Origin of the sequence: Pseudomonas sp. StFLB209, assembly GCF_000829415.1 — a bacterium.
GTDB lineage: Bacteria > Pseudomonadota > Gammaproteobacteria > Pseudomonadales > Pseudomonadaceae > Aquipseudomonas.
The window spans coordinates 2,338,219-2,359,451 of the sequence record NZ_AP014637.1 but is presented as its reverse complement, the minus strand read 5'-3'; the positions used below and the strand labels follow the sequence as shown (position 1 = coordinate 2,359,451).

Sequence of the window (21,233 nt, the reverse complement as noted above, 5' to 3'; positions counted from 1 at the left end):
GTTGTGGATAGAACGTCACCCCATTGCAAGCTTGGCACGCATGCTCAAAAAATGACCAACCTCTACTGCAGCCCGTGGCTACGGCAGCCCTGACTATCCACAAACAACTTATCCACAGCACAACCCACAGTAAAAGTGGACAAGCCTGAGATCGAGCGGCAAAACCAGACAGAAATCCGTAGCTTAGCCATTGGGCAGGCTCCCGAAACGAAGTGATCATTTTTTGATCTACTTGCCACAAGGCCCGCCACATAAGGCACCTGAAGGTTCTCGAACATCTTATCCACAGAGAGACCAACAGACTTTGGGGGCAACTATCGGTTTTGATATGCCTCAGCTGTGGAAAACCCACCGGCACCCGCTATCCATGGGGTGGCAGTATTTCGCAAGCCTGCCCCAAAGCACCTGATCATTTACTGAACAACTGCCCGCAACCCTTTATTTACATGGCCTTCAAGGTTGAGCAAACAACTTGTCCACAGAGGCGCTAACAGAGATTGTGGGCAACTGTAGGCAAGCTGGCCTCTCCTTGGGTTTTATCCACACTGGGACATCTGAAGAATCAAAGCCTCCACTGTTCAAAAATCGAACAAAACTCTACACACCTTTAAAACCGGGCATCTCAGGCAGTAGCGAACAACTTATTCACAGTCCCGCGCACAGAGATTGTGCGTAAGCGGGGGGCAGCGCCCGGAATGCGGTCTTCGCAGCTGGAATGTGGTCGCAGCTAAAGCTGCTCCTACAGGGCCGCTCAGGTCAGGATATTTATACTGCCTGGGGATAAAAAGATTCGCGGCTAAAACCCTCCTTGCACCTGGATCTCCGGTCCTGTGCAAGAACAGCTTTAGCCGCGAAAGAGGACAACCTGTGCGGTGGATAAAACGGGGCTTAACGCAGCACCCCCTCCTCCACCAGAAGCTTGAGAATCGCCTCGGCGCCTTCCTGGGCGCTGACGCCTTTGAGTACTTTACCGCCGCCACCGCTGGCCTTGGCGGTCGCCGCTTTCATACGGTCAGCGCCGCTTTTGGCCTTGATGACCTTCAAGCGCTTGGGTCGCGGCTTGGCCGGTTGCAGGCTGTCGCTGCCGAGCACCTCATCACTGACCACCTCGACCTGATCGACACCCAGCACACCGCGTCGGGCCGGTCCGAAAGCCGTCTGGCGTGGCGTAGGGCCTGCGCTATCCACAGTGGCGAGAAACGGCAGGCGCACTTTCAGGCGCCGCCGCTGGCCGCGTGGCAGGGCTTGCAGGACGATGGCCACGCCGTTATCCAGCGACTCGACCTCAGCCAGGCCCACCACCAGCGGCCAGCCCAGCCGTTCGGCCAACAGGAACGGCAGCATGCCCGACCCTTCGCCGGTTTCGGCCTGCGTGCCGGTCAGCACGATCTGGACATTGCAGTCGCGGATGTACTCGCTCAGCGCCGGCAGCGCATCGGCGCCGGCCGGTTGTTCAAGAATCTGTATTTCATCCAGGCCCATACCCAGATAGGCACGCAGCGCAGGTTCTTCAGGATTACCGGCGTGCAGCAACTGCAAGTTATCCCCAACCAGCTTGAGGCCCAGCTCGACTGCCCGGGCGTCCTGCTCGGCACGCCGGGCGCGCCCGGAAGTCGGGTGAGAGCCCACCGAGACCAGGCTCAGCACCTGTAGCGCCGGGTTATTCACAGGCTTAGGCTGCATCGCGTTTACCTCCGTTGCGCCAGGCTTCGACGGCCTCGATGAGGGCTTTGAACACTTCGGTGCTGTCACCAATCACCGACAGGTCGGCACGCTTGATCATGTCGCAGCCAGGGTCCATGTTGATCGCCACGACCTTGTCGCAAGCGCCAATACCCTGCAAATGCTGGATCGCTCCGGAGATACCCACCGCCACGTAGACCCGTGCCGTGACCCAGGTACCGGTCGCCCCGACCTGACGGTCGCGGGCCATGAAGCCGTTATCCACAGCCACCCGCGACGCGCCTTCGGTGGCGCCCAGCACAGCGGCAGTTTTGTGGAACAGCTCCCAGTCCTGTACCCCGTTGCCGCCGGAGAAGATGAACTCCGACTCGGCCATCGGAATGGCGCCGGGGTCGACCGCCACCGAACCCAGGTCTTCGATACGTGCCAGGCTGCGTACCACCTCTGTGGACAACTGCACCGGGGTCGCTTCGTGACGGGTTTCGCTGACCGGGTCGGCACATTCGGCGGCAGCCAGAATCAGCCGCGCCAGTGGCCGCACCAGATCTTCGCGGCCAGCACCGGCGCGCCCGCTGCACTGCCCGTCCTTGATCTGCCAGACCCGCGTGGCCGGGCGCTCGCCCAGGCTTGCAGCAAAGCGCCGGCCCAGTTCACCACCACCGGTGCGGCTGTCAGGCAGCAGCCAGTGACGTGGGTCGAACTGGTTATCCACAGCCCGCAGGCCCTGGACCCGTTGCTCTGGCGAGTACCCTGCAAAAGCGTCGCCGTCAATGACCAGCAGGCGGTCCACGCCAGCGGTGTCGAATGCGCTTTCCTTGTGCTCACCAAACACCACGGCCAGTACCGCACCGTCCTGACCGGCCAACTGGCGAGCCAGCCCCAGCAGGTCACGGTCGTGGCTGCTCAGGCGGCCACCGACCATGTCCGGCACCACGGTGATGTAGAACGCTGGCGCGGCAACGACATGCAACGGCAGTTGGACTTCAACGGCAGCGCTGCGCTTGGCCGAACCGCCCTGCTGGGCACCGGTGCGGTCAATCCGTTTAATGCCGTTGGGGCCGATGAAACCGATGCCGTGCACGTTCTTGCGGATCAGCCCGTTGGGGCCCATCCAGCGATCCTGGACCGGCTGCATGGCCGCGTGCAGCGGGTGCAGGCGGTTACGGGCGATCCACTCGGCGCGCGGGTCGCGGCGGATAATGTCGCTCATCAGTGCACCTCCGCAGGTTCACGTTTGGCCGGGGCTGCCTGGCGGGCCGGGGCAGCAGCGTCGTTTTCGAGCAGCGCGTCAGCCACCAGCTCGGCAATGTCCTTGATCAACGGCCGTGGCTCGACCACGCCTTCGAGCATCGCGGTACATTGTGGGCAGCCCACCGCCACCACTTCAGCGCCCGTCTCGCGGATGTCTTGCATGCGCATGTCAGGAATCCGCTGCTTGCCCGGGATGTCAGTGATCGGCGCACCGCCGCCACCGCCGCAGCAACGTGAACGGAAGCCCGAGCGTTCCATTTCCTTGACCTCGATGCCCAGCGCCCGCAGTACATCACGCGGTGCCTGGTACTCGCCGTTGTAGCGGCCCAGGTAGCAAGGGTCGTGATACGTCACGCTGCCACCTTTGTGCTGGTCGAGGTTCAGCGCGCCGGCCTGGACCAGTTCGGCAATGAAGGTGCTGTGATGCTGGACCTGATACTCGCCACCAAAGGCGCCGTATTCGTTTTTCAACACATGGAAGCTGTGCGGGTCGCAGGTCACGATACGGGCAAACTTGTAGCGCGACAGGGTCTGGATATTGCGTTTAGCCAAGCTCTGGAACGTTGCCTCATCCCCCAGACGACGGGCCACGTCACCGCTGTCACGCTCTTCCAGACCCAGCACCGCGAAGTCCACGCCAGCAGCCTTGAGGACCTTGACGAAGGCCCGCAGGGTGCGCTGGTTACGCATGTCGAAGGCACCGTCACCGACCCAGAACAGCACATCGGCCGACTTCTTGTCGCTGAGCAGGTTGAGGTTGAGGTCCGCCGCCCAGTTCAGACGACCACCAGGGTTGAAACCACCCGGGTTATCGGTCGCGATCAGGTTGTCGAGCACCTCGGCGCCCTTGTTCGGGGTCGCGCCTTTTTCCAGCGTCAGGTGACGACGCATGTCGACGATGGCGTCGACGTGCTCGATCATCATCGGGCATTCTTCGACGCACGCACGGCAGGTGGTGCACGACCACAGCGTTTCGGCGTCCACCAGACCATTGACGATCGGCTGGTGCGGATTACCGCTGTGCTCACCGACCGGTTTGCCAGGGTAAGGGCTACCGGCAAATTTGGCATCGCTGCCGCCGGCCAGGCCGACGACCATGTCCTGGATCAGTTTCTTGGGGTTCAGCGGCTGGCCGGCAGCAAATGCAGGGCACATCGCCTCGCACTTGCCGCACTGCACGCAGGCATCGAAACCCAGCAGCTGATTCCAGGTGAAGTCTTTGGGCTTTTCGACGCCCAGTGGCACTTGCGGGTCTTCCAGATCCAGCGGTTTCAAACCTGTGGAGCGACCACCACCGAAACGTTCGGCGCGGCGGTGCCAGGCCAGGTGCAGGGCACCGGCGAAGGCGTGCTTCATCGGCCCGCCCCAGGTCATGCCGAAGAACAGCTCACTCACACCCCACAGCACGCCCAGGGCCAGAACCCCGGCCAGCAGCCAGCCACCAAAGTCGGCCGGCAGGATGCCTGCCACCGGCAGGGTGAGCAGGAAGAAGCTCGCCGAGAACGCCAGCAGGCTCTTGGGCAGGCGCATCCACGGGCCTTTGGACAGGCGCGAAGGCGGGTTCAGGCGACGACGAAACACGAAGATCGCACCGACAAACATCACCGCCGTCATCAACAGCAGCGCGTAACCGAGAATCTTGTTATGCAGGCCGAAACCATGCACCAGAATCGCCAGCACAATCGAGGCCACCGCACCACCGGCAGTCGCAACGTGAGTGTTGGCGATGTATTTGTCGCGGGCGACCACATGGTGCAAGTCGACCATGTAGCGTTTGGGCATGGCGAACAGGCCGCCGATCAGATCGACTTTCGAGGCCCGGCCGTTACGCCACATTTTGACCCGCCGCAAGGCGCCCAGGACCGCAAGGCCCAGGGCGGCAAACAGCAGGATGGGGAGAATAGTATTCAGCATGATGGCTCCTGGCGAACTCATCGAAACGCAGCGAAGTGCGTAGGAGCGGCTTGAGCCGCGAAAATTTGCCAGGCGTCACCAATGCAGCGCCCGCATTCGCGGCTGAAGCCGCTCCTACACCATGGCTGTCAGAAGTCTTTGCAGAGTCGAAGACCGTCGTAGATCGCCGCATGGGTATTACGCTGCGCCACGCAGTCGCCGATCCGGTACAGCAGGTAACCGTCGCCCGGCTGGCTCAACTCTGGCTGGGGAGCGATGGCGAACAGGGCTTCGATGTCGATCTGGCCCTTGTTGCGCGATCCTTCCTTCAGCGCGTAGTAGATCTCTTCGTCAGGACGCACGCCGTTTTCCACCACCACCTGGTCGACGACCCGCTCTTCCTTGGCACCGGTGTACTCGTTCTCCAGCACGGCAATCAGCTTGTCGCCTTCGCGGTAGACTTTCTCCAGCATCATGTCGCCAGTCATGATGACTTCTTTCGGATACATGCTGCGGTAGTAGGTCGGGAAGGTCGTACCGCCCATCGCGACGCCCGGCTTGATATCGTCGGTGACAATCTCGACCTGCGAGCCCTTGTCGGCCAGGAAGTCGGCCACCGACATACCGGTGAATTCACAGATGGTGTCGTAGACCAGCACGTTCTTGCCCGGTGCAACCTTGCCGTCCAGCACATCCCAGCTGCTGACCACCAGGCCCTCAGCCGCGCCCCAGTGTTCGTTCTGCTCCATGAATGGATGGCCGCCGACGGCCAGCACCACGATGTCCGGGCGCAGGTCCATGATGGTCGCGGCATCGGCCGCAGTGCCCAGCCGCAGGTCAACTTTCAGACGCGCCAGCTCCAGTTGATACCAACGGGTGATACCGGCGATCTGGTCACGTTGCGGCGCCTTGGAGGCCGTGGTGATCTGGCCGCCAATCGCGTCTTTTTTCTCGAACAGGGTCACGTCGTGGCCGCGCTCGGCAGACACCCGCGCCGCTTCCATACCGGCCGGGCCGGCGCCGACGATGACCACCTTGCGTTTCGGCCCGGTGGACTTCTCGATGATGTGCGGCACGCCCATGTACTCACGGGACGTCGCGGCGTTCTGGATGCACAGTACATCCAGGCCCTGATACTGACGGTCGATGCAGTAGTTGGCACCAACGCACTGCTTGATCTGGTCGACCTGGCCCATCTTGATCTTGGCGATCAGGTGCGGGTCGGCGATGTGTGCACGGGTCATGCCGACCATGTCGACGTAACCGCCTTCCAGAATGCGCGTGGCCTGGTTCGGGTCCTTGATGTTTTGCGCGTGCAGCACCGGCGCCTTGACCACTTCCTTGATGCCGGCGGCCAGGTGCAGGAACGGCTCCGGTGGATAACTCATGTTCGGAATGACGTTGGCCAGGGTGTTGTGAGTGTCACAACCCGAGCCGATCACGCCGAAGAAGTCCAGCAGGCCGGTATCGTCGTAATACTTGGCGATCTGCTTCATGTCGTCATGCGACAGGCCATCGGGGTGGAATTCATCACCACAGATACGCATGCCCACGCAGAAGTCACGGCCGACTTCGGCACGTACGGCTTTAAGCACTTCCATGCCGAAGCGCATGCGGTTTTCGAAGCTGCCGCCCCACTCGTCAGTACGCTTGTTGACCCGCGGGCTCCAGAACTGGTCGATCATGTGCTGGTGCACCGCCGACAGTTCGACGCCATCGAGGCCGCCTTCTTTGGCCCGGCGCGCAGCCTGGGCGTAGTTACCGATGATCCGCCAGATTTCTTCCGGCTCGATGGTCTTGCAGGTCGCACGGTGCACCGGCTCGCGGATACCCGACGGCGACATCAGGGTCGGCCAGTGATCACCGTCCCAACGGGAACGACGACCCATGTGGGTAATCTGGATCATGATCTTGGCGCCATGCTTGTGCATGGCGTCAGCGAGGTTCTGGAAATGCGGAATGATCCGGTCAGTCGCCAGGTTGACCGACTTCCACCAGCTCTGCGGGCTATCAATAGCCACCACAGACGAACCGCCACAGATCGCCAGGCCGATACCGCCCTTGGCTTTCTCTTCGTAATACTTCACGTAACGCTCAGTGGTCATACCGCCGTCGGTGGCATACACCTCTGCGTGTGCAGTACTCAGAACACGGTTACGGATGGTCAGTTTGCCGATCTGAATCGGCTGGAACATCGCTTCAAAAGCCATTTCCGAAACTCCTCAAGGCGAAAACAGGCTGCTGCGCTCGGTCGCTTGTTGCGTAGCCAGACTTGCCGGCCACGCCTTGCCAGAGCTTCACTCGCGCTGTTTTCTGACGGCGCTATTTAAAGTGGTTTGACGACAAACAGACCGTCATCGTGGCCCTCTTCGGAGCCTCCGTAGACCTGCTCGGCCACGGTGCGGATCGAGCTGCCACGGGCAGCCAGGATCTGATCCATGGCGCCAGCGAACCAGCCGGTGAACATGTAGTCGACCTTGCGACCGACCTTGCCGTACACGTACACGAACGCCGAGTGCTCAAGCGTGATACTGGCGGTGCCTTTGTCCAGGTCGATGTCCTGAATCTTGAACAGGCCCCAGCCACGCTGCGACAGACGCTTCATGTAGTGCTCGTAGACCGCAACGCCTTCCAGACCATGGCACTCGGCTTCTTTCTCGCACCAGTGCCAGGCAGACTTGTAGCCGGCCTTGTAGAGCACTTCGGCATAAGCTTCGGCGCCCAGCACTTCTTCGATGCCGATGTGGTTGTTGACGAAGAAATGACGAGGTACGTACAGCATCGGCAGGGCGTCGGACGTCCAGACGCCGGTTTCGCTGTCGACTTCGATTGGCAATTGCGGGGCGATTTTGGCCATGGAAACTTAACTCCAGAAAAATTCTTGTGATTGGGCAAGGCTTCAGGCTTGCCGGAATTGAGCGGGGTGTGGCTAGCGGCGTTACTCGCCCCAGACATCCTTGAGGACGCGCACCCAGTTCTCGCCCATGATTTTGCGTACCACCTGCTCGGAATGGCCGCGCTTGAGCAGCGTCTCGGTCAGGTTCGGGAACTCGCCCACGGTGCGGATGCCCAGCGGGTTGATGATCTTGCCGAAGTTGGTCAGGCGACGGGCGTAGCCCTTGTCATGGGTCAGGTATTCGAAGAATTCCTTGCCATGGCCCTGGGTGAAGTCGGTGCCGATGCCGATGGCGTCTTCGCCAACGATGTTCATGGTGTATTCGATGGCTTCGGCGTAATCGTCGATGGTCGAGTCGATGCCTTTGGCCAGGAACGGCGCAAACATGGTGACGCCCACGAAACCGCCGTGATCGGCGATGAATTTGAGTTCTTCATCGGACTTGTTGCGCGGGTGCTCTTTCAGGCCTGAAGGCAGGCAGTGGGAATAGCAGACCGGCTTCTTGGATTCGAGGATGACTTCCTCGCTGGTCTTGGAGCCTACGTGGGACAGGTCGCACATGACGCCGACACGGTTCATCTCGGCAACGATCTCGCGACCGAAGCCCGACAGGCCGCCGTCGCGCTCATAACAACCGGTGCCCACCAGGTTCTGGGTGTTGTAGCACATCTGCACGATGCCAACCCCGAGCTTTTTGAAGATCTCGACATAGCCGATCTGGTCTTCATAGGCATGGGCGTTCTGAAAGCCGAACAGGATGCCGGTTTTGCCCAGCTCTTTGGCCTTGTAGATGTCGGCGGTGGTGTTGACCGGCATGACCAGATCGCTGTTTTCGCGCATCAGTTTCATGCTGGAGGTGATGCTGTTGACAGTCGCCTGGAAGCCTTCCCACACCGACACGGTACAGTTGGCCATGGTCAAACCGCCTTTGCGCATGTCTTCAAACAGCTCGCGATTCCACTTGGCGATGATCAGACCGTCGATAACGATGCTGTCGGCGTGAAGTTCTGCTGGGCTCATCAGGCGGTCCCCTTTATAAGACTCTTGCGCACCGAATCGGTTGTCGGCGCGTTATGGGGCCAGCATATGCCTGAGGCTCAGGGGAGCCGGATGTAAAAACGACAGGGGAATTGCCGAAAGCGTCAAGCTGCGACAAAGCGTCCCTCATCTGCGCAGAGGCGCCAGCCAAACCTGTTCTTTGTCATGCGCTTGAGCCAGAATCCTGAGCATTAATGGCTCGGAGTGAATCGATGAAAACATTTTTCCTGGGGCTGGCCCTGACAGCCGCCATAGCCGGTAACGCCTATGCTGCACAAGATTCCGATTCGACCCCGTGCGACGGGGTCGACAGCGACAACCAGACCCTGGAATGCTCCATTTACAGCCGCACCACTGCCGAGGAGCTGCTCAAGGAAAACTTCCAGAACCTGCTCAACCGGGTGCAGTCGCAATTTGTCGCCAACAAAACCCAGTACAACGACTTCACCAACAAGCTCAGAAGCGCCCAGCAGGCCTGGGAGAAACTGCGTGATGCCGATTGCGCCGTGGAAGTGTTCCCGTCGGCGGCGGGCAGCAAGGCGTACAAAATCAGCGAAAATGACTGTATTGCGCGGATGAGCGACGAACGTTCGGAATACATCGAGTCACTGGTGCAGGAATAATCCGGCCAACGGCTGCGTCTGAAAACGTGAGTGCTGGCAATCCGGGTGGTTGTTAGAGGTGACCAATGCGCTACCCTGTGTATTTGTCATGCAGGGCACAGGGAATTTCATGATCATTTGCGGTGTAGAAATCAAGGGCAGCGAAGCCATCTTCGCCCTGGCCACCGGTCAGAACGCGACCCTCAGCCACCTGCCATTGGCGACACGCAAGCTGGCGCTGGAAGATGACGACGAGTCGCTCAACGTCAAAGACTTCGCTACCCGGATTGCCGCTTTCGTACGGGAAAACGGCATCAGCCATATCGCCATCAAGAAACGCAGCAAAAAGGGCGAATTTGCCGGTGGCCCGACCACCTTCAAGATCGAGACGGTATTGCAGTTGCTGACCGACTGCGAGGTGACCCTGCTGTCACCGCAGACCATCACCGCTCAGCACAAGAAACACGCCATTGAACTGCCGGGCAGCCTCAACAAATACCAGCACGAGGCTTACAAAACAGCCTGTGCGGCGCTGTTGAAGAAGGCCTGACGGATCACCCACCACCTGTAGGGGTAATGCCGATCAGTCAAGCGATTATCCGGCTCAACTCGGTCCCGGTGGGAGGGGGCTAGCCGGGATGCCGGACCACCTCGAAAGGGCCAGTAAAACCGGCACATCTATTGTAGATGTACCTCTGTATTCGCCAGCAGAGCTGCCTCCCACAGGACTAAGCCGGTCTTGAGTGATAGGTATTATTCCTACTGACCGACCACAAAAAAACCCGCATTGCTGCGGGTTTTTTGTTCAGCGAATCAACACTCAGTTGATCCGGGCGTCCAGCTCGCCTTTGGCGTAGCGCTCGAACATGCGGTCCAGGGAGACCGGCTTGATCTTCGAGGCGTTGCCGGCAGTGCCGAACGCTTCGTAACGGGCGATACAGACATCACGCATGGCCACAACGGTCTTGGCCAGGTATTTGCGTGGGTCGAACTCGGCCGGGTTCTTGGCCATGAATTCGCGGATGGCACCGGTGGAGGCCAGACGCAGGTCGGTGTCGATGTTGACCTTGCGTACGCCGTGCTTGATGCCTTCGACGATTTCTTCAACCGGTACGCCGTAGGTCTCTTTGATGTCGCCGCCGTACTCGTTGATGATTTTCAGCCATTCTTGCGGAACAGACGACGAACCGTGCATCACCAGGTGGGTGTTGGGGATGCGCTTGTGGATAGCCTTGATCTGCTCGATGGCCAGGATGTCGCCGGTAGGCGGCTTGGTGAACTTGTAGGCGCCGTGGCTGGTGCCGATGGCAATGGCCAGGGCGTCGACGTTGGTGCGCTTGACGAAGTCAGCCGCTTCTTCCGGGTCGGTCAGCATCTGGCTGTGGTCCAGCACGCCTTCAGCGCCAACGCCGTCTTCTTCGCCGGCCATGCCGGTTTCCAGCGAGCCCAGCACGCCCAGCTCACCCTCTACCGACACGCCGCAGGCGTGGGCGAAGGCGACGACGCGACGGGTCACTTCAACGTTGTAGTCATAGCTGGCCGGCGTCTTGCCGTCTTCCATCAGCGAGCCGTCCATCATCACTGAGCTGAAGCCCAGCTGGATCGAGCGCTGGCAGATGTCAGGGCTGGTGCCGTGGTCCTGGTGCATGACCACCGGGATGTGCGGGAATTCTTCGATCGCCGCGAGGATCAGGTGACGCAGGAACGGGGCACCGGCGTATTTGCGGGCACCGGCCGAGGCCTGAACGATCACTGGGGAGTCGGTCTTGTCGGCCGCTTCCATAATGGCGCGCATCTGTTCCAGGTTGTTTACGTTGAAAGCTGGGACGCCATAGCCGAATTCGGCGGCGTGGTCCAACATCTGGCGCATGCTGATAAGTGCCATTGTCTGTTTCTCTCCCGGTCGGGTCGTTAATCGTGCAAGCCTGCCCCAGTGGCGGCTGCTGTTCAAGTAATGCGCAATCTGGACAGCTCTAAAAACTACCTGCGTTGCCATCGCTGCGTTGAAAACCGGCTCAAAATGCTCATTTACAACTCGTAAACTGCGCTTTCTCGCCGGTTTTCGCCTTGCGCTGGCTGCCTCGCCTACGTTTTTAGAGGTGCCCAACTGCGCGTGGTACATCGGCTGCGGGCTATCTACCGCTCATCGGGCCTTGCAGCCGCGACCGATCAAATCGTTGGTGGCAGACCAGTACACCAGGCCTTCATCACCGTTTCTGGCAAACGACAGTACGCCGTTGCCAAACAGTTCACCGGCGGCACCGGGCTCGGCCTGCAGATGAAACACCTGCTCGCTCTGGTTCAGGCGCACATCCACCGCCTTGCGGGCAGCGTCAGCGTAGCGCCAGGTGACCTCGGCCTTGCTGTCACAGACCCAACGGGTCCAAGGGTCTGCCGGTGCGGCAGACTTGAAGCTGGAGCAACCGCTCAATACCGCCAGCGCCGCAAGGGCAATCAGGCCTTTCATCAATTCTCCTGGACTGCCCTGGCGCGTATAAGGTCAAGGGCAGTGTTGTTCGTGTTTACCATCGTCAGCCGGTTCGCCCGTAGCCTGGGCTTCGACCCGCTGGCTGTTTTCGGTGGTAGGCACTACCACCGAGGCCGGGCTAAAGACTTCACAAGCCTTGGAACGGCTACCGGAACCGCTACAACCGGCAAGCATCATGCAACTGAGCAGCATCACAGCGACGATCTTCATGGCGAAACTCCTTTCTGGAAAGATCCACCCTGTAAATGACCGCCATATCGCAGGGATGTTGCCAGAAAGCGCCTTGCTCAATCAGCGACAGGCGACGTTGCCGACCTGCGGCGTGGGGTCATACCGGTCCCACACCTCCTGGCCGCCACGTTTGTAGACGACCTGGATGGTCTCGGCCTGCCAGGCAGTCTGATAGCAGCTCAACTGCAACGCCGCTTGCTGCTCTTCCCTGGCATCCTCAGCCGCAGGGCTGCCGGCACACCCGGCCAGCACCCCCACGATCAGCAACACCGGCATCGCCCTGACCATTTGCCACATCCTCAAGCCGCTCGGCTTATTGCGCCTTGGCGCGCTGCTCCAGCACTTCGACCGCAGGCAAGACTTTGCCTTCGACGAACTCCAGGAACGCGCCACCGCCGGTGGAAATATAGGAAATCTGCTCGCCCACTGCGTATTTGTCGATCGCCGCCAGCGTGTCACCGCCGCCTGCGATGGAAAACGCCGGGCTCTCGGCAATCGCCTTGGCCAGCACTTTGGTGCCATTGCCGAACTGGTCGAACTCGAACACGCCCACCGGGCCGTTCCACAGGATAGTCCGGGAAGATTTCAACAATTGGGCGAACTGCTCGGCTGTTTGCGGGCCGATGTCCAGAATCATGTCGTCATCGGCAACGTCAGCGATCAGCTTGACAGTGGCTTCTGCGTCTTCGGCAAAGGCCTTGGCGACGACCACGTCGACCGGCAGCGGGACGCTGACCTTGGCGGCGATGGCACGGGCGGTGTCGAGCAGGTCCGGCTCGTACAGCGACTTGCCGACCTTATGACCGGCCGCCGCGAGGAAGGTGTTGGCGATGCCGCCACCGACGATCAACTGGTCGCAGATACCGCTCAGGCTGTTGAGCACGTCGAGCTTGGTCGACACCTTAGAGCCAGCGACAATGGCTGCCATCGGCTTGGCCGGCGCACCCAGCGCCTTGCCCAGTGCTTCCAGCTCGGCCGCCAGCAACGGGCCCGCCGCCGCAACCTTGGCGAACTTGGCCACGCCGTGGGTCGAGCCCTCGGCGCGGTGCGCAGTACCGAACGCGTCCATTACGAACACATCGCACAGCGCGGCGTATTTCTGCGCCAGCTCGTCAGCGTTCTTTTTCTCGCCCTTGTTGAAGCGCACGTTTTCGAACAGCACCACGTCACCGGCTTTGACTTCAACACCGTCGAGGTAGTCGGCCACCAGCGCGACTTCGCGGCCCAGCGCCTTGCTCAGGTAGTCGGCCACCGGCTTGAGGCTGTTTTCAGCCGAGAACTCACCTTCGACCGGACGGCCCAGGTGCGAGCAAACCATGACCGCTGCGCCTTTTTCCAGCGCCAGACGAATGGTCGGCAGGGACGCCAGAATGCGTGCGTCGCTGCTGACGGCACCGTCCTTGATCGGCACGTTGAGGTCTTCGCGAATCAGTACACGCTTACCTTGCAGGTCAAGGTCGGTCATCTTCAGCACGGTCATGAGGCGTTCCTGTCTTTACTGTTGTGGGTCTGCAACGCGCAGCAAATGACCTGCGACGTCGAGCATACGGTTGGCAAAGCCCCATTCGTTATCGAACCAGGCCAGCAGGTTGACCAGCCGGGGGCCGGACACGCGGGTCTGACTCGCATCGACAATCGCCGAATGGGGGTCATGATTGAAATCGCAGCTGGCGTGCGGCAATTCGGTATACGCCAGCAAGCCTTTGAGCGGGCCGCTGCTGGCAGCCTCGCGCAGGATGCGATTGATTTCGGCGGCATCGGTGTCGCGTGCCACCTGCAAGGTGATGTCCAGGCACGAGACATTGACCGTCGGTACGCGAACTGCTTTGGCCTGAATTCGGCCCGCAAGTTCCGGAAGCAGGCGTTCAATGCCTCGCGCAAGGCCCGTCGACACCGGAATGATCGACTGAAATGCCGAGCGCGTACGACGCAAATCCTCGTGGTGATAGGCGTCGATCACCGGCTGGTCGTTCATCGCCGAATGGATGGTGGTGATGGTGATGTATTCCAGCCCCAGCGCTTGATCGAGCAGGCGCAGCAAAGGCACGCTGCAGTTGGTGGTACACGATGCCGCCGAGACCAGCAACTCGCGGCCCGTCAGCGTCTGCTGATTGATGCCATAGACAATCGTGGCATCGACGTCGGCCTCACTGGCCATCGGCTGCGAGAACAGCACCGACGGCGCACCGGCCGCCAGAAAGCGCTGGCCATCTTCGCGAGTGTTGTAGACACCCGAGCATTCGAGCACCAGGTCCGCGCCCAGGCTGGCCCAGTCGATGCCTTCCGGCGTCGGGCTGCGCAACACGCGGATGCGGTGATCATCGATATGCAGATAGTCCCCCTCGACCCGCACATGGCCGGGAAAGCGGCCATGGGTAGAGTCGAAGCGGGTCAGGTATTCGAGACTGGCCATGTCGGCCAGATCGTTGATCGCCACCACCTCGAACCCGGCGCTGGCGCCACGCTCGCAGAGCGCACGCAAAACGCAGCGACCGATACGGCCATAGCCGTTCAGGGCAACCTTGTACACACGGGGTTGAGGCATGGTGGCTCACATTTCGGTAGGAGCGACCCTGGTCGCGAAAGGGCCGGGCCAGGCGATACATGTTTATCGCCTGGCAAGCCGGATTCGTGAGCAAGACGGATCGCCGCCCGCTCGCTCCCACATTGCAGGGCTATCAGTCTTCGAGCAGTTCTTCGGCGGTGCCCAGGATGTTCTCCAGGGTGAAGCCGAACTCTTCGAACAACGCTGCGGCCGGGGCCGACTCACCGAAGGTGGTCATACCGATCACACGGCCTTCCAGGCCGACGTACTTGTACCAGAAGTCTGCATGGGCAGCTTCGATAGCGATTCGCGCGCCGACCTGAACCGGCAGTACCGACTGCTTGTAAGCCGCGTCCTGGGCATCGAACACGTTGGTGCTTGGCAGCGAGACCACACGCACCTTGCGACCTTTGGCGCTCAGCGCATCAAACGCCTGCACGGCCAGACCGACTTCGGAACCGGTGGCGATCAGGATCAGCTCGGGTTCGCCAACGCTGTCGCGCAGCACATAACCGCCACGGGCGATATTGGCCAGTTGCTCGGCATCACGGCTCTGGTGTGGCAGGTTCTGGCGCGAGAACACCAGCGCCGATGGGCCGTCGTTGCGCTCGATGGCGTACTTCCAGGCCACTGCCGATTCCACGGCATCGGCCGGGCGCCAGGTGTCGAGGTTTGGCGTGGTACGCAGGCTGGTCAGTTGCTCGACCGGCTGGTGAGTCGGGCCGTCTTCGCCCAGGCCGATGGAGTCGTGGGTGAAGACATGAATGACCCGCTTCTTCATCAGCGCCGCCATGCGCACGGCGTTACGAGCGTATTCCATGAAGATCAGGAAGGTCGCGCCGTAAGGCACGAAGCCGCCATGCAGGGCGATACCGTTCATGATGGCCGCCTGGCCGAACTCACGCACACCGTAGTGCAGGTAGTTGCCGTTGGCGTCTTCACCGCTGATGCTCTTGCAGCCTTTCCAGATGGTCAGGTTGGAACCGGCCAGGTCAGCCGAACCGCCAAGGAACTCAGGCAGCAGCGGACCGAAAGCGCCCAGCGCGTTCTGGCTGGCTTTACGGCTGGCGATGGTTTCGCCCTTGGCGTTGACTTCAGCCACGTACGCTGCGGATTTCTCGGCGAAGTCGGCTGGCAGTTGACCGCTGACCCGGCGTACGAACTCGTTAGCCAGCTCAGGGAAGGCAGCGGAGTAAGCAGCAAAGCGCTGGTCCCACTCGGCCTCGGCGGCCAGGCCTTTTTCCTTGGCGTTCCACTCACTGTAGATATCGGCCGGCACTTCGAACGGACCGTGGTTCCACTTCAGCGCAGCGCGGGTCAGGGCGATCTCGTCGGCGCCCAGTGGCGCGCCGTGGGATTCTTCCTTGCCGGCCTTGTTCGGCGAACCGAAGCCGATAGTGGTCTTGCAGCAGATCAGGGTCGGCAGCGGGCTCTTGCGCGCGGTGTCGATGGCGGTTTTGATCTCGTCGGCGTCATGGCCGTCGACATTGCGGATCACCTGCCAGTTGTAGGACTCGAAGCGCTTTGGCGTGTCATCGGTGAACCAGCCTTCGACTTCACCGTCGATGGAGATGCCGTTGTCGTCATAGAAGGCGATCAGCTTGCCCAGGCCCAGGGTGCCGGCCAGGGAAGCGACTTCGTGGGAAATGCCTTCCATCATGCAGCCATCGCCCATGAACACATAGGTGTTGTGGTTGACGATTTCATGACCTGGACGGTTGAACTGCGCCGCCAGGGTTTTTTCCGCGATCGCGAAGCCCACTGCGTTGGCGAAACCCTGACCCAGCGGGCCAGTGGTGGTTTCGACGCCAGGGGTGTAGCCATACTCGGGGTGACCCGGGGTGCGGCTGTGCAGTTGGCGGAAGTTCTTCAGGTCGTCGATGGACAGGTCGTAGCCGGTCAGGTGCAGCAGCGAGTAGATCAGCATCGAACCATGGCCGTTGGACAGCACGAAGCGGTCGCGGTCGGCGAACGACGGGTTGGCCGGGTTGTGCTTCAGATAATCGCGCCAAAGGACTTCGGCGATATCCGCCATACCCATGGGGGCACCTGGGTGGCCGCTGTTGGCTTTTTGCACGGCATCCATGCTCAGGGCACGAATGGCATTGGCACGCTCACGACGGCTAGGCATCGCTGATCTCCTGGGAAGTAAAGAATTGGGAGCAGAAAAAGGCGTCCATTTTCCCTCAGCCTCTGGCTGGGGGCAATGAAAGATAGTCACCTGAGCGCTTTTTTCCTGCCATGCAGGCTTTGTTGGCCTTTAACCGGCTCAAGGATAGACCGCAGCGGCGGGTTGACGACGCCTGTTTACTGACATCGCGGGCAATATCAAAACTTTTTGATATTGATCTTGCAGCTTATTCAGAGCGTGACTAGACTGCGAACCTATGAATCTACCCGCGCCAGCAGTACGCCATGATGATTGCGACGAACTGTCTGCCTTGTGCAAGGCTGGCGGCGACCCGTTGCGGCTTAATGTGCTGCGTGCCCTGGCCAACGACTCGTTCGGGGTGCTGGAACTGGCGCAGATCTTCGCCACCGGTCAGTCCGGCATGAGCCACCACCTCAAGGTGCTGGCCCAGGCCGGTCTGGTTGCCACGCGCCGCGAAGGCAACGCCATTTTCTACCGCCGCGCCCTGCCCCATAGCGGGCTGACCGGCGGGCGCCTGCATGCGGCGCTGCTCGATGAAGTCGATGCCCTGGCGTTGCCGGTCGAGGTCAAGGCGCGAATCGACGCGGTGCACCAGCAGCGCGCCGCAGCCAGCCAGGACTTTTTTGCCCGGGTTGCCGACAAGTTCAATGCCCAGCAAGACCTGATCGCAGGCCTTGCGCAGTACCGCGACAGCCTGCTGGCGTTGCTCGACAAACTGGTGTTCGCGCCGCAGGCCAAGGTGCTTGAGGTCGGCCCCGGTGATGGCAGTTTTCTGCCCGACCTGGCCCAGCGTTTTGCCCATGTCACGGCCATGGACAACAGCCCGGCCATGCTCGAACTGGCCCGCAAACTGTGTGAGCGCCAGGGCCTGGACAACGTGGAATTGCGCCTGGCCGATGCACTGAACGACGCTAAAGTACAGGTCGATTGCGTCGTTCTGAACATGGTGCTTCATCATTTCGCAGCGCCTGCCGATGCTCTTGGGCAACTGGCAGAGCACTTGCAACCCGGCGGTAGCCTGCTGGTGACGGATTTATGCAGCCACGACCAGAGCTGGGCCAGGGAGGCCTGTGGCGATCTCTGGCTGGGCTTTGAACAGGATGACCTGGCCCGCTGGGCCGTCGCTGCCGGGCTAGTCCCCGAACAGAGCCTCTACGTGGGCTTACGCAATGGTTTCCAGATCCAGGTACGCCAATTTCAGCGGCCGGCTGGTGACACTTACCCTCGATTTACTTCAGGAAACCCGTAGACATGAGCGAATACTCAATTTTCACCTCCGAGTCCGTCTCCGAAGGACATCCGGACAAGATCGCCGACCAGATTTCCGATGCGGTTCTGGATGCCATCATCGCGGAAGACAAATTCGCCCGTGTCGCGGTCGAAACCCTGGTCAAGACCGGCGTGGCAATCATCGCCGGCGAAGTCACCACCTCGGCCTGGGTCGACCTGGAAGACATCGTCCGTAACGTGATTCTGGACATCGGCTACAACAGCTCCGACGTCGGCTTCGACGGCGCCACCTGCGGCGTGATGAACATCATCGGCAAGCAGTCGGTGGACATCGCCCAGGGCGTTGACCGCAGCAAGCCTGAAGACCAGGGTGCGGGCGATCAGGGCCTGATGTTCGGCTACGCCAGCAACGAAACCGACGTGCTGATGCCAGCACCGATCACCTTCTCCCACCAACTGGTCCAGCGCCAGGCCGAAGCGCGTAAATCCGGCCTGCTGCCATGGCTGCGTCCGGACGCCAAATCGCAGGTCACCTGCCGCTACGAAGACGGCAAAGTGGTCGGCGTCGACGCTATCGTACTGTCGACCCAGCACAACCCGGAAGTGTCGTACAAAGACCTGCGTGAAGGCGTGATGGAGCTGATCGTCAAGCACGCCATCCCGGCGCACCTGCTGCACAAAGACACCCAGTTCCATATCAACCCGACCGGCAACTTCATCATCGGTGGCCCGGTGGGCGACTGCGGCCTGACCGGCCGCAAGATCATCGTCGACAGCTACGGCGGCATGGCCCGTCACGGCGGCGGCGCATTCTCCGGCAAGGACCCATCGAAGGTTGACCGCTCGGCGGCCTACGCCGGTCGTTACGTGGCCAAGAACATCGTGGCTGCGGGCCTGGCCGACCGCTGCGAAATCCAGGTTTCCTACGCCATCGGCGTGGCCCAGCCAACCTCGATCTCGCTGAACACCTTCGGCACCGGCAAGCTGTCGGACGACAAGATCATCCAGCTGGTGCGCGAGCACTTCGACCTGCGTCCATACGCGATCACCACCATGCTCGACCTGCTGCACCCGATGTACAAGCAGACCGCAGCCTACGGCCACTTCGGTCGCAACCCGTTCGAAATGACGGTCGGCGAAGACACCTTCACCGCCTTCACCTGGGAAAAAACCGACCGCGCCGCCGCCCTGCGCGCCGCTGCCGGCCTGTAATACCGACCGGTATTAGCCAAAGCCCCGGCACCCTCGGTGTCCGGGGCTTTTTTGTGCCCGTCATAAAACCGGCGCCTGAAAAAAATCGAGTGATCTGCGTCACAAAATCGGCGCACCTGTGGGAATTTTCTGAGTTGTAGCCTGTCTGTATGGGCGTCGATACACACCATGAAACATTCGTAACACTGATCGACATCCTCAGGGCGTACTGCCCTTCCCTCGGGGTCGCCCAGACCAGACCCCGGCATCAACGATGGAACGCTTATGCCAGTCTTCTCCCGGACATGGATGGCCTCGTGCACCCTGGTGTTTGGCCTCGCCTCCCAATTATCCGCCCACGCTGCGGGCCTGCCGACACCCGGCGAGCAGGACCTGATTCGCGACCGCCAGGACCGCCTGCTGGAAGAACAGCGCCGTCGCCTCGAAGAACTCAAGACCCTGCCCGGCCAACAGGCCGAGCCGAGCGCGCCATCGGCCGCGACCGAACAACGTTGCTTCGATATCAAGCGCATCGAGCTCAAGGGCGCAGAGTCACTGTCCGAAGCCGAGCGCAAAAAACTGGTCAGCCCCTGGGTCGGCAAATGCCTGGGTGTGCCGCAGCTCAACGAAGTGCTCAAGGCCATCACCGACCACTACCTGAACAAGGGCATGGTCACCACCCGCGCCTACCTGCCGCAACAGGACCTCTCTCAGGGCGTACTGCACGTGCTGGTGGTCGAGGGCAAGCTTGAAAAACTCGGCAGCGAGGGGCCGGGCAAAGTCTCCGAACGTGAACTGGCCATGGCTTTCCCCGGCAAGCCCGGCGAGGTGCTTAACCTGCGCGACATCGAGCAGATGGTCGACCAGTTCAACCGCCTGCCGTCGCGGCGGGTGCAAACCCGCCTGACGCCCGGCCAGGCCATTGGCGGCAGTAACGTGCTGGTCGACAACACGCCGGACAAACCCTGGCGCGCCAGCCTGTCGCGGCATAACGACGGCCAGCGCAGCACCGGCGAACAACAGTGGAGCACCGGCCTGGAATGGGACAGCCCGTTGGGGCTGGCCGACCAGTTGCGCCTGCGCGGCGGCCATGACGCGCTGAGCGACCATCGCAAGACCTCGAAAAACTTCCTGATGGGCTACGAGGTGCCATGGGGCTGGTGGAACTTCAGTTACTACTACAGCGAGAGTGACTACCGGGCGCTGGGGCAAGCCAGCACCTTCGACTTCAAGCAAAGCGGCGACAGCCAGAGCCACCAGTTGCGCGCCGAGCGGGTGATCCACCGCGATGCGCTGAGCAAGACCTCGATCAATACCGGCCTGTCGCACCTGCGCACCAACAACTACATCAACGATGAAAAGCTCGGCACCAGCAGCAACCGCATCACCGAGGCCCAGTTCGGCATCACCCATGGCCGGCGGGTCGGCGGCTCGTTCGTCAACATCGACCTGGGCATGCAACAGGGCATCGGCGCTCTGGATGCACAAGGTAACCATGACCCGAACGGCAATCGTCCAGGCCCCGGCATCCCCACCGCCCGCTACCGCAAGTACACCGGCACCGTCAGTTACCTGTACCCCTTCCAGCTGTGGGGCGAGCGGCTGACCTTCAGCAGCCTGGCCACCGGCCAACACAGCGAGGATGCACTTTACAGCCCGCAGCGTTTGAGCCTGGGCGGGGTGTCTTCGGTGCGCGGTTTCAAGGACCAATACCTGTCAGGCGACAGCGGCGGCTACTGGCGCAACGAGCTGCGCCTAACCCGCCCGGTCGGCCTCGACTGGCTGCGCCCGGCGTTCAGTGAATATGGCGCGGCCATCGGCTACGACCAGGGCGTGATCAGCAATGACCGCTACAACGGCGCGCAGCACGGGCGGTTGTCCGGCCACTCGTTCGAGCTCTTTGCCCGCGGCCGCAACGTGGCGACCTCGGTGACTTTCGCCCACTCGCTGGAACGCCCCTCGGTGATTGAGCGCGAAAGCCCGGTGTATTTCCGGATCGATTTTTTCCTTTAAACGACGACGCTTCAACGAGG

General features: G+C 61.2%; 18 protein-coding genes. 5 read left to right on the top strand and 13 right to left on the bottom strand.

Translation table 11 applies throughout. The annotated features are described in order from the left end of the window. Positions 1 to 888: 888 nt before the first annotated feature. The 6 genes from etfB to PSCI_RS10805 form a co-directional block, all read right to left on the bottom strand. A complete protein-coding gene (gene etfB, locus PSCI_RS10830; RefSeq protein ID WP_045486288.1) occupies positions 889 to 1,683 on the bottom strand; it encodes an electron transfer flavoprotein subunit beta in 795 nt (264 codons plus the stop codon). Further along, positions 1,673 to 2,893 carry an electron transfer flavoprotein subunit alpha gene (gene etfA, locus PSCI_RS10825; protein WP_045486285.1) on the bottom strand — a complete coding sequence of 407 codons (1,221 nt, stop codon included), beginning with the start codon at positions 2,891 to 2,893 and terminating at the stop codon, positions 1,673 to 1,675. Before etfA ends, etfB begins: the two co-directional genes overlap by 11 nt. Next, on the bottom strand, positions 2,893 to 4,848 hold the full coding sequence (gene dgcB, locus PSCI_RS10820; protein WP_045486283.1) for a dimethylglycine demethylation protein DgcB: 1,956 nt from the start codon (positions 4,846 to 4,848) through the stop codon (positions 2,893 to 2,895). Before dgcB ends, etfA begins: the two co-directional genes overlap by 1 nt. Before the next feature lie 128 nt (positions 4,849 to 4,976). Beyond that, positions 4,977 to 7,037 (bottom strand): dimethylglycine demethylation protein DgcA, encoded by a 2,061-nt coding sequence (gene dgcA, locus PSCI_RS10815; RefSeq protein WP_045486280.1) that lies wholly within the window; start codon positions 7,035 to 7,037, stop codon positions 4,977 to 4,979. 116 nt (positions 7,038 to 7,153) lie between these two features. Continuing rightward, a complete protein-coding gene (locus PSCI_RS10810) occupies positions 7,154 to 7,684 on the bottom strand; it encodes a 4-vinyl reductase (protein WP_045486277.1) in 531 nt (176 codons plus the stop codon). Positions 7,685 to 7,765: 81 nt separating this feature from the next. Continuing rightward, complete coding sequence (locus tag PSCI_RS10805; protein WP_045486274.1) at positions 7,766 to 8,743, bottom strand: dipeptidase; 978 nt, start codon at positions 8,741 to 8,743, stop codon at positions 7,766 to 7,768. Between the two features lie 230 nt (positions 8,744 to 8,973). Between PSCI_RS10805 and PSCI_RS10800 the strand changes: the two genes are divergently transcribed. Further along, positions 8,974 to 9,384: a lysozyme inhibitor LprI family protein gene (locus PSCI_RS10800; protein ID WP_045486271.1), complete on the top strand. Its 411-nt coding sequence runs from the start codon at positions 8,974 to 8,976 to the stop codon at positions 9,382 to 9,384. A 109-nt stretch (positions 9,385 to 9,493) separates the two neighbouring features. Further along, positions 9,494 to 9,913 carry a DUF3010 family protein gene (locus PSCI_RS10795; protein ID WP_045486268.1) on the top strand — a complete coding sequence of 140 codons (420 nt, stop codon included), beginning with the start codon at positions 9,494 to 9,496 and terminating at the stop codon, positions 9,911 to 9,913. 270 nt (positions 9,914 to 10,183) lie between these two features. Here PSCI_RS10795 and fba read toward each other — a convergent pair whose 3' ends face one another. From fba to tkt, 7 genes are all read right to left on the bottom strand, one after another. After that, positions 10,184 to 11,248, bottom strand: a complete 1,065-nt coding sequence (fba, locus tag PSCI_RS10790) for a class II fructose-bisphosphate aldolase (RefSeq protein WP_045486265.1) — start codon at positions 11,246 to 11,248, stop codon at positions 10,184 to 10,186. A gap of 258 nt (positions 11,249 to 11,506) precedes the next feature. Next, a complete protein-coding gene (locus PSCI_RS10785) occupies positions 11,507 to 11,830 on the bottom strand; it encodes an MliC family protein (RefSeq protein ID WP_045486262.1) in 324 nt (107 codons plus the stop codon). A gap of 33 nt (positions 11,831 to 11,863) precedes the next feature. Continuing rightward, a complete protein-coding gene (locus PSCI_RS10780; protein WP_045486259.1) occupies positions 11,864 to 12,061 on the bottom strand; it encodes a hypothetical protein in 198 nt (65 codons plus the stop codon). 81 nt (positions 12,062 to 12,142) lie between these two features. After that, entirely contained in the window at positions 12,143 to 12,370 is a 228-nt protein-coding gene (locus tag PSCI_RS10775) for a lipoprotein (RefSeq protein WP_045486257.1), read from the bottom strand. 25 nt (positions 12,371 to 12,395) lie between these two features. Next, positions 12,396 to 13,562, bottom strand: a complete 1,167-nt coding sequence (locus PSCI_RS10770; RefSeq protein WP_045486255.1) for a phosphoglycerate kinase — start codon at positions 13,560 to 13,562, stop codon at positions 12,396 to 12,398. 15 nt (positions 13,563 to 13,577) lie between these two features. Beyond that, positions 13,578 to 14,627 (bottom strand): erythrose-4-phosphate dehydrogenase, encoded by a 1,050-nt coding sequence (gene epd, locus PSCI_RS10765; protein ID WP_045486253.1) that lies wholly within the window; start codon positions 14,625 to 14,627, stop codon positions 13,578 to 13,580. Positions 14,628 to 14,760: 133 nt separating this feature from the next. Continuing rightward, the gene (tkt, locus tag PSCI_RS10760) at positions 14,761 to 16,758 is read right to left on the bottom strand and encodes a transketolase (RefSeq protein ID WP_045486250.1); all 1,998 of its coding nucleotides are present in this window, start codon (positions 16,756 to 16,758) and stop codon (positions 14,761 to 14,763) included. A 256-nt stretch (positions 16,759 to 17,014) separates the two neighbouring features. Between tkt and PSCI_RS10755 the strand changes: the two genes are divergently transcribed. The 3 genes from PSCI_RS10755 to PSCI_RS10745 all read left to right on the top strand — a co-directional run bounded on the left by PSCI_RS10755 (position 17,015) and on the right by PSCI_RS10745 (position 21,213). Beyond that, the gene (locus tag PSCI_RS10755) at positions 17,015 to 18,028 is read left to right on the top strand and encodes an ArsR/SmtB family transcription factor (RefSeq protein ID WP_045486247.1); all 1,014 of its coding nucleotides are present in this window, start codon (positions 17,015 to 17,017) and stop codon (positions 18,026 to 18,028) included. A 2-nt stretch (positions 18,029 to 18,030) separates the two neighbouring features. Further along, complete coding sequence (metK, locus tag PSCI_RS10750; protein WP_045486244.1) at positions 18,031 to 19,221, top strand: methionine adenosyltransferase; 1,191 nt, start codon at positions 18,031 to 18,033, stop codon at positions 19,219 to 19,221. 288 nt (positions 19,222 to 19,509) lie between these two features. Next, a complete protein-coding gene (locus PSCI_RS10745; protein ID WP_144403374.1) occupies positions 19,510 to 21,213 on the top strand; it encodes a ShlB/FhaC/HecB family hemolysin secretion/activation protein in 1,704 nt (567 codons plus the stop codon). Positions 21,214 to 21,233 lie beyond the last annotated feature (20 nt).

What these genes read in the sequence shown, in the direction of transcription:
- PSCI_RS10785 (WP_045486262.1), bottom strand. Translation starts at nt 11,830, where the DNA reads ATGAAAGGCCTGATTGCCCTTGCGGCGCTGGCGGTATTGAGCGGTTGC.
- dgcA (WP_045486280.1), bottom strand. Translation starts at nt 7,037, where the DNA reads ATGGCTTTTGAAGCGATGTTCCAGCCGATTCAGATCGGCAAACTGACC.
- PSCI_RS10805 (WP_045486274.1), bottom strand. Translation starts at nt 8,743, where the DNA reads ATGAGCCCAGCAGAACTTCACGCCGACAGCATCGTTATCGACGGTCTG.
- dgcB (WP_045486283.1), bottom strand. Translation starts at nt 4,848, where the DNA reads ATGCTGAATACTATTCTCCCCATCCTGCTGTTTGCCGCCCTGGGCCTT.
- PSCI_RS10800 (WP_045486271.1), top strand. Translation starts at nt 8,974, where the DNA reads ATGAAAACATTTTTCCTGGGGCTGGCCCTGACAGCCGCCATAGCCGGT.
- etfB (WP_045486288.1), bottom strand. Translation starts at nt 1,683, where the DNA reads ATGCAGCCTAAGCCTGTGAATAACCCGGCGCTACAGGTGCTGAGCCTG.
- PSCI_RS10770 (WP_045486255.1), bottom strand. Translation starts at nt 13,562, where the DNA reads ATGACCGTGCTGAAGATGACCGACCTTGACCTGCAAGGTAAGCGTGTA.
- PSCI_RS10780 (WP_045486259.1), bottom strand. Translation starts at nt 12,061, where the DNA reads ATGAAGATCGTCGCTGTGATGCTGCTCAGTTGCATGATGCTTGCCGGT.
- etfA (WP_045486285.1), bottom strand. Translation starts at nt 2,893, where the DNA reads ATGAGCGACATTATCCGCCGCGACCCGCGCGCCGAGTGGATCGCCCGT.
- PSCI_RS10745 (WP_144403374.1), top strand. Translation starts at nt 19,510, where the DNA reads ATGGCCTCGTGCACCCTGGTGTTTGGCCTCGCCTCCCAATTATCCGCC.
- epd (WP_045486253.1), bottom strand. Translation starts at nt 14,627, where the DNA reads ATGCCTCAACCCCGTGTGTACAAGGTTGCCCTGAACGGCTATGGCCGT.
- PSCI_RS10795 (WP_045486268.1), top strand. Translation starts at nt 9,494, where the DNA reads ATGATCATTTGCGGTGTAGAAATCAAGGGCAGCGAAGCCATCTTCGCC.
- PSCI_RS10755 (WP_045486247.1), top strand. Translation starts at nt 17,015, where the DNA reads ATGAATCTACCCGCGCCAGCAGTACGCCATGATGATTGCGACGAACTG.
- PSCI_RS10810 (WP_045486277.1), bottom strand. Translation starts at nt 7,684, where the DNA reads ATGGCCAAAATCGCCCCGCAATTGCCAATCGAAGTCGACAGCGAAACC.
- tkt (WP_045486250.1), bottom strand. Translation starts at nt 16,758, where the DNA reads ATGCCTAGCCGTCGTGAGCGTGCCAATGCCATTCGTGCCCTGAGCATG.
- metK (WP_045486244.1), top strand. Translation starts at nt 18,031, where the DNA reads ATGAGCGAATACTCAATTTTCACCTCCGAGTCCGTCTCCGAAGGACAT.
- PSCI_RS10775 (WP_045486257.1), bottom strand. Translation starts at nt 12,370, where the DNA reads ATGGTCAGGGCGATGCCGGTGTTGCTGATCGTGGGGGTGCTGGCCGGG.
- fba (WP_045486265.1), bottom strand. Translation starts at nt 11,248, where the DNA reads ATGGCACTTATCAGCATGCGCCAGATGTTGGACCACGCCGCCGAATTC.